The sequence below is a fragment of the Psychrobacter sp. SZ93C1 genome, from assembly GCF_015864635.1.
In the GTDB taxonomy this organism is placed as follows: domain Bacteria; phylum Pseudomonadota; class Gammaproteobacteria; order Pseudomonadales; family Moraxellaceae; genus Psychrobacter; species Psychrobacter fozii.
Window position 1 is genome coordinate 398,005 of record NZ_JADYWY010000003.1, and the last position, 9,214, is coordinate 407,218.

The 9,214-nt window shown below is 46.6% G+C and carries 5 protein-coding genes; 4 read left to right on the forward strand and 1 reads right to left on the reverse strand.

Translation table 11 applies throughout. From position 1 onward, the window contains the following. The first annotated feature begins 2 nt into the window (after positions 1 to 2). The 4 genes from I6E83_RS06290 (at position 3) to cobA (ending at position 8,280) form a co-directional block, all read left to right on the forward strand. Entirely contained in the window at positions 3 to 2,189 is a 2,187-nt protein-coding gene (locus tag I6E83_RS06290; RefSeq protein WP_320158382.1) for a protein kinase domain-containing protein, read from the forward strand. A gap of 52 nt (positions 2,190 to 2,241) precedes the next feature. Then, the gene (locus I6E83_RS06295; protein WP_197100484.1) at positions 2,242 to 3,720 is read left to right on the forward strand and encodes an NAD(P)/FAD-dependent oxidoreductase; all 1,479 of its coding nucleotides are present in this window, start codon (positions 2,242 to 2,244) and stop codon (positions 3,718 to 3,720) included. Beyond that, positions 3,717 to 7,211 carry a nitrate reductase gene (locus I6E83_RS06300; protein WP_227680835.1) on the forward strand — a complete coding sequence of 1,165 codons (3,495 nt, stop codon included), beginning with the start codon at positions 3,717 to 3,719 and terminating at the stop codon, positions 7,209 to 7,211. The genes I6E83_RS06295 and I6E83_RS06300 overlap by 4 nt, the downstream gene beginning before the upstream one ends. 157 nt (positions 7,212 to 7,368) lie before the next feature. Further along, a complete protein-coding gene (gene cobA / locus I6E83_RS06305) occupies positions 7,369 to 8,280 on the forward strand; it encodes a uroporphyrinogen-III C-methyltransferase (protein ID WP_197100486.1) in 912 nt (303 codons plus the stop codon). Between the two features lie 77 nt (positions 8,281 to 8,357). On the opposite strand, the gene I6E83_RS06310 is transcribed toward cobA, so the two are convergent. After that, positions 8,358 to 9,214 (reverse strand): copper resistance protein B (locus I6E83_RS06310; RefSeq protein WP_227680836.1); only part of this gene is annotated, 857 nt, incomplete at its 5' end.

Genomic DNA, 9,214 nt, shown 5'->3' on the forward strand with positions numbered 1-9,214 from the left:
AGATGACGATAGCACACGCCAATAGAAACAATAGTCAAAATGCGGATGGTGATATGTACCAAAACGCTGATGAGATGGCGGTTCATTTTAATACAGGCAATCCGTCATCTCTAATAGGCTCAGGTCAGTTTGTTGCCAATGATGTCAGCCAGAGCATTGATAGCCACGCTATTGATGAAACTGGTGACAGTAAGGATATTGATGATAGCACTGCATTATGGTGGCTTGATTTTTTCACCATGGCAGGTCGCAAGACGGAAAACCAAGACAGTGTACTTATTACCACCTGCTTGCCCTATCAATGTTCAGGTGAAGAATCATCTGGTGCCAATCGCCCAATGCCTCATGCAGTATCTCACCCGCCATCATCAGCCCCATTATTGGTGTTGATGGCAGATGGGGTCAGCGCTTGTCAGTTTCCAAAACAGGCAAGTAGGCTGGTGGTGAATACCATTGCTCACAAAATAACATTGGGGTTGACCGCACTGGCACACTCACAAGATGAGTCGCCACCCATCAGTTTTGACGATGATCAAGTCGCTAGTCTCATCAAAACAGCAGTCAATAAAGCCAACGATATCTTATATTTTCCTCAAGCGTATCAACGAGTGCCGCCGTTGTTGTCTACGTTATCAGGCTTGCTCTGTATCGGTGACCGTATTCACCTGTTTCATACAGGCGACTCTCGAATATACCGCGTTGGGGTAGATTGTCTGACAGTATTGAGCAAAGATCATCGCGTGCACCGCGGCCAAGACAAAGGAGCGCTTGCTGCAGCTATCGGTGCAGATAGCCAGTTAGAGCTACAACAATCGGTATTTACCCTTCATCAAAACGAGTGTTTGGCCATCATGACGGATGGGGTGTATGAGCATATAGAGCCCACAGAGCTGCAATTTGAGCTGTGCAGCAGTGCGACTGATATATTTCAGTTGATGGCTACTACGCACAAATTACCGCTAGGGTTTAATACCAGTCAAGCCGTGTGCGAGCAAGCTTTTACTGCAGGTAGTCATGACAATCTAAGCATGGTTATGCTGAGTATGAACACACGCTCAGCCTGTTTTACTTCTATCAATGGCTCTAAAAGTATTGGTCATTTTGATGGCATTGACTTTGATAATCTGGATACGGTCATACATGATGTGAATCGCTACCAGCTGCCAACCGATTTACAGATAGGCGATCATATTGACGGCTTTACTGTGATTGGTATCATTGCCCGCACAGCTCGCAGTCACGTGTACTGGGTACAAGATGAATACAACCGCGACTTTGTTTTAAAATCGCCCAGTTTAGACTCTGTTACCGATGGCCACTATCTGCGTGATTTCTTAAAAGAACGCAAAATTGGTTTGAGCCTATCAAAACATCGCCGCGCAGGCGAGTCGGCTTACAATCAAGCTGACCCCAATCGATTACCTGTCAATCCTGTATCCAACAATAGTGGTCATAGCGTGGGTTCTGGGCTCAGTGAGTCGGGGCTGCTGCGTTACTATCCGGTGCCAGCAAGTACCACATACTTATATCATTTGACTGAATATATCGCCGGTGAGAGTCTACGAGACTTTATGGATCGTCATGCGCCTTGTGATGTGTGGCAAACCTTTGATTTGCTCACCAAAATTGGCATGGCGGTTCGAGTCATGCATCGCAACTATCTGCTGCATCAAGACATCAAACCCGAAAATATTCTTTTAACCAAATCTGGCGCCGTCAAACTTATTGATTTTGGTTCCGCCAGCTCCTCTATCTTAAAAGACAGCACTCGACCACCAAATGGTGATTTGCACTATGCTGCACCAGAATATTACACCGATGCACCAAAAGGCGTGCATTCTGACTTGTTCTCGATTGCTGTGATTGGCTATGAACTGCTGACAGGGCAATTGCCATTTAATACCCAAACACTAATGATGCCAAACCAAACATTACTGATGCCCGCGCAGCCGCTACGGCAGCAGAACGTACCTGACGCCAGCCAACAGGCACTCATGCGTGCGCTGCATGTCAATACTAACGCGCGCTATCAAGCCATTGGCGAGTTTTTACAGGATTTTAACCCCGATAATAAGGCGCACAGCCGCGACCCAGAACCACTCATTAAGCGTAACCCTCTATTGGTATGGCATGGCATTTGCTTCATAGAGTTTGTCATCATTTTATTATTGTTGGCGTACTTTTCATGACACGCTGTTTTGCATTCAATGCTGCTCCGCGCGGCTAAGGGACTTACTGTTTATGTCGTTATCTATATCGCAAGCCGCCACTACGGTAGATACTCATACCAACAATCACGCCTTAGCATCAGGTCATCAAAAAAATGCTGGCATCGTTATCATCGGGGCGGGCATGGCAGGCAGTCGTTTTGCCATTGAGCTTGCTCGCACACAATCGAATGATGATAAATCCCGTTTGCCAATTACGTTAATCAGCAAAGAGCCGCAAGTGGGCTATAACCGCATTATGTTATCACCAGTATTGGCTGGCGATACAGCGTTTGAAGATACTTATTTATATGACAACTCAGAGTATGAGCAGCTGGGTATCACCGTACTGGCTGGGGTTGTGGTAGAGACAATAGATACCAAGTGCCAGTGTATTGAGCTAGATGATAGGCAAACATTCAACTATGCCAAGTTAGTAATGGCCACAGGATCAACTGCCCGAGTCATTCCGTTCCCCAATCACACGGCTAAGGGCGTGCATGTGTTTCGAGACCTTGCTGATGTGACCGCTCTGATGGACTATGCTAGCCAAGGAAAAACGGGTTTGGTGATTGGTGGTGGTGTACTAGGATTGGAGGCTGCCTGCGCGTTGGCGGCACAGGGCGCGAGCATGACGGTCATTCATATGGACGGTTATGTACTCAATCGTCAACTAGACCTGCCAGCTGCCGAGCTTTTGCAAGCTGAGCTCAGTCGCCGAGGGGTTGATCTCGCAGTTTCTGCCCATACTGAGGCTATTGAGATGAATGATGCAGGAGAAGTATGCGGATTGTCTTTAAAGGACGGGCATACGCTAGCGGCCGATTTTATCGTGATGGCAGTGGGTGTGATACCCAATACAGCGCTTGCCAAACAAAGCGGGCTTGAGGTTAATCGCGGTATTGTGGTCGATAATTTTATGCACACCAGTTGTCCCAATGTTTATGCCATTGGTGAGTGTATAGAGCGAGAGGGCGAGCTATTTGGAATGGTGGCGCCGGTCAATCAGCAAGTGGATACGTTAGTCACGGTTTTAAAAGATGACTTGATAGAAAACGATATAAATGTGATAGATGGCAAAGCCACCGTGCCAGATCACTGGGTTCCTTTTGTGAGTAAGCCGTTGTCATTGAAATTGAAAGTATCTGGCATGTCGGCATTTTCTGCAGGACAAATCGCTTTTGATGACGAAGCCGCTGATACTGTTGAGACCCTCGTATATCGTCAGCCTGACTTAAACCATTATCATTGTCTGTACCTCAAAGAAAACAAACTCATTGGCGCTGTACTTTATGGGGACACCAGCGACGGTAGATTTTACAGTCAGTTGATTATAGATAATGTTGATATTACGCCCATCAAAGACACACTCATATTTGGCGAAGCATATTGTCATTTGGACGAAATTACGCTTAACAATTCGCTAACTACGGAAGTAGATGTAGAATTTAATGATACAGACAAGAACGTCAATCATCATAAAGTGGCCGAACTGTTAGAGGATGCATTATGAATGATGCTATTGCCAATCAATCTGCTGCTAGCAAAGTAGTGTCAGCTAATAGCCTACCTAATAGCATGCAAAAAACAACAGACTGCGTCATTGAGACACATGATATAAGTGCTGCCAAAAATATCAAAAAAGCACAGTTGTCATCTGATGGTGATTTGATTGATAGTTCGATTGATGCTTTGATAACTACTATCCGCACGACGTGCCCTTATTGCGGCGTGGGATGCGGTGTGTTAGCGAGCGTGAATGCAACAGAGGTGCTGAGCGTCAAAGGAGATCCTGAACATCCGGCTAACTTTGGTAAATTGTGCTCAAAAGGGAGTGCACTGGCACAAACATTGGGCACCACGCGCCGCTTGACCGAGCCATATTATCAAAACAAGCAGTCAGTCATGCAACAGCAGCAGCCTATGCAATTGGGTAATGATTTCAATGCTATAGACGTATCCGACAAGCCACTTATAGAGCAGACAGACTGGGGCACCGTTTTAGATGACGTGGCCAGTCGTTTAAATGACACCATCGCTAAGCACGGGCGAGACAGCATTATGTTTTATGTCTCAGGTCAATTGCTGACTGAAGACTATTACGTGGCCAATAAATTTATAAAAGGGTTTATCGGTAATAATAACATCGACTCCAACTCTCGGCTGTGCATGTCATCTGCAGTAGCCGGGCACAAACGCGCGTTTGGCGCAGACCTTGTGCCGGGTAATTACGAGGATTTAGAGGTTTGTGATTTATTAGTGCTGGTAGGCTCCAATATGGCGTGGTGCCATCCTATTTTGTTTGGTCGATTTTTAGCCGCCAAAAAAGCCAATCCTAATAAAAAACTGATTGTGATAGATCCGCGCCGTACAGATTCTTGTGAATTTGCCGATTTGCATTTACCAATTGCTGCGGGCACGGATACACATTTATATAATGGGTTGTTGCATTACCTAGATCAGCAGGGTTGCCAGAATGATGAATATGTTAGCCAAAGCTTGGGCGTTGATGATGCGGTGAATGCGGCCAAAGCATGGAGCATTGATGAAGTCGCCAGTGCTTGTCAAGTGTCTGCGGATAGTATCCGCCAGTTCTATGAATGCGTAGCCGCCACTGATAAAACAGTCACTGCCTTTAGTATGGGTGTCAATCAATCACAAAGCGGAACCGATAAGGTTAATGCCATCATCAATACCCATTTGTACACAGGGCGTGTGGGCAAAGTAGGGGCCAGTCCGTTTTCACTCACTGGGCAGCCTAATGCAATGGGTGGACGAGAAGTAGGCGCCCTTGCTAATTTGTTGGCGGCGCATTTAGAACTAGAAAATGCCGATCACCGGCAGCTCGTGGCAGACTTTTGGCAGTCGCCTCAGGCTATCTCCCCAAACGTGGGTGTGAAAGCCTGCGATGCGGCCGCTGCCATATTGGATGGTCGTATCAAGGCCATTTGGATTATGGCCACCAACCCTGTGGTCAGTTTGCCAGATGCGGATAATTTTCGCCAAGCGCTTGCTGAATGTGATTTGGTGATTGTCTCTGACTGCTCGGTAGACAGTGATACGGTGAAGTGTGCCGATATTGTATTGCCTGCTCAGGGGTGGGGTGAAAAATCTGGAACGGTCACCAACTCTGAACGGCGCATCTCTCGGCAGCGGACATTGATGCCTGCGGTAGGCGTTGCCAAACCAGATTGGTGGATACTGTCTCAAGTTGCCACACACATGGGGTTAACGGGATTTGATTACCAACACCCAAGCGAGATATTCAATGAGCATGTGGCATTGACCGCTTATGGCAATACGCACAACCAAAGCCCATCCAATTCTAATAAGACTTATCCTCGTTACCTGAATCTTAGCAAAGACTTGTATGCTTTAATGACAGATGAGGTGCCAGCCGATAAACCTGCTCAACAACATATTAGCCAGCATATTAATCAGAACGGCAATCAAGCACATCAGCCAATCGCACTCAGTCATCAAGCATACGAAGAGATGTTACCATTTCAATGGGGTGGCACGCGTATCTCTATGATTGATAAGATAAAACCTTTAGAAAACGAGATCATTAATTCCGCTGCTACTATTACTAAGTCACAGTTAATCGCTATTACGCCCTCTAATGAAGCGAGCATAGCCAATGTGCATCGACGTCAAAGAAGGCAGAATCCTCAACGGATTGGTGAGAATCGAGCATCCTTTGAACATGAATCTGATTATCATACTCAATTTGAGAGCCAAGCGATCCATTTACGCCTGATTACGGGCAGGCTGCGTGATCAGTGGCATACCATGACTCGTACAGGCCTTGCACCGCAGTTGAACCAACATCAGCCAATACCCACACTGACCATACACGCTAACGATGCACAGCAACTGGGTGTCCAAGACAATGACTTTGTGCAACTGCATCGTAGGTATGAAAACTACGAAAAGTATGAAAGCTATGAGAACGGCGTGACCAGTGATGGCATAGTCAGTGATACCGCGATGAGTACGGCTAGGAATGGCAACGAGCCTGCAAGTACCGTACTGGCGCAAGTTGCCATTAGCGATACGTTGCGCGTTGGTGATGCATTTATGCCCATGCATTGGAGCAATGCTTTTGCTAGCTTTGCCCGAGTAGGCCCGCTTATCCCAACAGTCGTCGATCCACATTCAGGGCAGCCAGAGCTCAAAAATTCGGCGATTAGTGTCACGCCCGTTTCTATGCAATCATTTGGCAAGATTTTGGTGCATCCTGAGTGGCAAGACGCCGTTATAGTGCAATTACGTACTATTTTGGCCAATTTTTCTGCCAAAGCGTCAGAGAAAGAATTGTCTGAAATAAAATGCGAGGCACGTTCAAACAACATTTTACCAGAGGCATTACCTGCACTCACTTGGAGCTTGAGTCATCAAAATAACAGCGTCTTGATCAATCTCGCTAGCCCGATGGTGGAGGCTAGCAGTACCTTAGCGTGCCCCGAGTTTTGGCAGCAGTTTATGGCCTCTATGCAATCATTATCACAGCCAAACTCTCAAGAGCGTGTCATGCATACAGCGTTTACGGTCGATAATGTACAGAATCAATTGCGTCTTATTGTGACGCAATCTGCGCCTGAGATAGACTCAAATAACGCTGTCATAAATAGTGGGTCATCTGATGATGAAAGGCCCAGTACACAACTGATTATGGCTGTTTATGTTGCCCCAACGCAAACGCAATTACCGAGTGTCCGCTGGCTCGATAGCTGCTTTACGGATACTAGCCAAATACCTGCCAATCAACGATACAAATGGTTACTCGCGGGGCGGCCTGCCAGCGGTTATGTCGATCCAGGACCCTTAGTATGCTCTTGTATGTCAGTTGGAAAAAATATCATCCTCAACGCTATCACACAGCATGGTTGTACTAGTGCGACGGCAGTGGGTAAGCAGTGCCGAGCAGGTACCAATTGTGGCTCTTGCGTGGGGCAAATCAATGCATTAATCGCAGAATGTGCACCATTGGCGCAAGCTTAGATAGTCGTGTGGCACGTCGCTTGCAACCTTTTATATGCAACTACTGGTTGAGTGTGGTGTTATGAACAATAAGCCATTTTAGAGTAGGGGTTTATTGACAACTTTGCTTTTGGTTGCCCATTTTGCTGTATTCACGCTGTTATTAGGAGTCACCATCATGACCAATATATCTGCCGCTACCTCAACGCATGAGACCTATCAGCTAATGGGTCAACACTGCGCAGAAAACGTGCAAACTTGCACCAAAAGAGGCACCGTGCATCTGATAGGCGCAGGATCTGGTGACCCTGAACTCTTAACCTTAAAAGCGTGGCGAGTGATGCAGCGTGCAGAGGTGGTGTTGTATGACAGTCTGGTGTCTGAAGATATTTTGGATATGTGCGCGACTACGGCTGAAAAAATATTCGTTGGTAAGCGCCGCGCCAACCATGCATTGCCACAAGAGAGTATTAACGAGCTACTGGTCAAACATGCGCTGGCAGGAAAAATAGTGGTTCGCCTAAAAGGTGGCGACCCTTTTATTTTTGGACGCGGTGGTGAGGAGCTACAGGAAGTGGTGCGTCATGGCATTCATTTTGAGTCTATTCCAGGCATCACTGCCGCAAGTGCTGCTGCTAGCCGTGCAGGGATTCCACTAACGCACCGTGACCATGCTCAGTCGGTCAAGTTTGTTACCGCTTGCAAAAAAAATGGCGCGCCTAATAATAATTATAGTGAGCTAATGGACAGCAGCCAGACAGTTGTGTTTTACATGGGCTTGCACCGTTTGCATGAGCTGACACAAGGGTTGATAGCAGGCGGACGCGACAGAAAAACGCCTTTTGCCATTATCAGCCACGCCAGTATGCCAACGCAGCAAGTACTTATCGGTACATTAAGTGATATCGCTGATCAGCAAGCTGAAGCAAAACTGCCAACACCTGCACTTTTAATCATGGGTGATGTGGTCGCTTTATATCATGAGTTTGCAGGCTATAACCTTGGCAATCTGGATAAAACGTCATTTATAGACGTAAACGAAGTCATAGACGGTGAAGATTTAGCACCCAGTCTTGAGAGTGTTGTATAAGTTGAAGCACGCCTAGTAAAAAATCCTAAAAGTGTCTACAGCTAATCATCTCATACTGGGTTAAAACGAGCAGAAAGCTAAAACCAGAATTTGACCCCCGCAGTCAAACTACTGCTATCAACCGATTCATTTTCTTGACGTCGTTGACCACGAGCCTTGCCAAGCGCTGTCTCATAACTAACACCCACATAAGGGGCTAGCTGGCGACTGAACATCTCGTAAGTCAGCCTTACCTCGGTTTCCATTTCATTAAAGCCTTTGGTAATACCATTATCATGGTCATCTTTACTAAAGGCAGTCAATCCAACCTCTGGTATGACCACCCAATGCTGATCCAAACGCCATTCGTACTCTGCGCCCAGATCAAGACGAAGTTGACCATCGGTATATAAGTAGGCTCTCGCATCTGTTTCGATGAAATACGGCGCGGTGCCGACAATACCTGCCATCACCGCAGCGTTATCGTTTTCAGTATCGTAAGCGACACCAGCTTCACCGTTCCAAAAAATGCTCAGTGGTTTCCAATAAGCAAGCGAGCTCAAGCTATCTATTTCTTTATCATCTTTAGTCTGAGCACTACCTTCCGTGCGTAGCCTTATACGATTGCTATCAGTACCGTACCAACCCGTCGCCTCGAAGTTGATTTGATCCTCATCAAACTGATAGCCCAAGTCGTCTACTGAGACTCCCCATAATGGCATGCTGCCCATCATCATTGGCTTACCATACTGCCCGTAGGGAACCCCATTTGAATAGTCTGGACTGCGAGCATCGGCTGGTGGCTGCCTGCCTTGCATCCCTGACATATCCATGCCACTGTGATCCATATCAGACATCTCAGCAGCTGTTGCAAAGGATGATGTGAGCAAGACTAGCGATGACAAACCAATAAATGGCAGATTTTTCTTAGATATTTTCATAATAAGCCTCATAT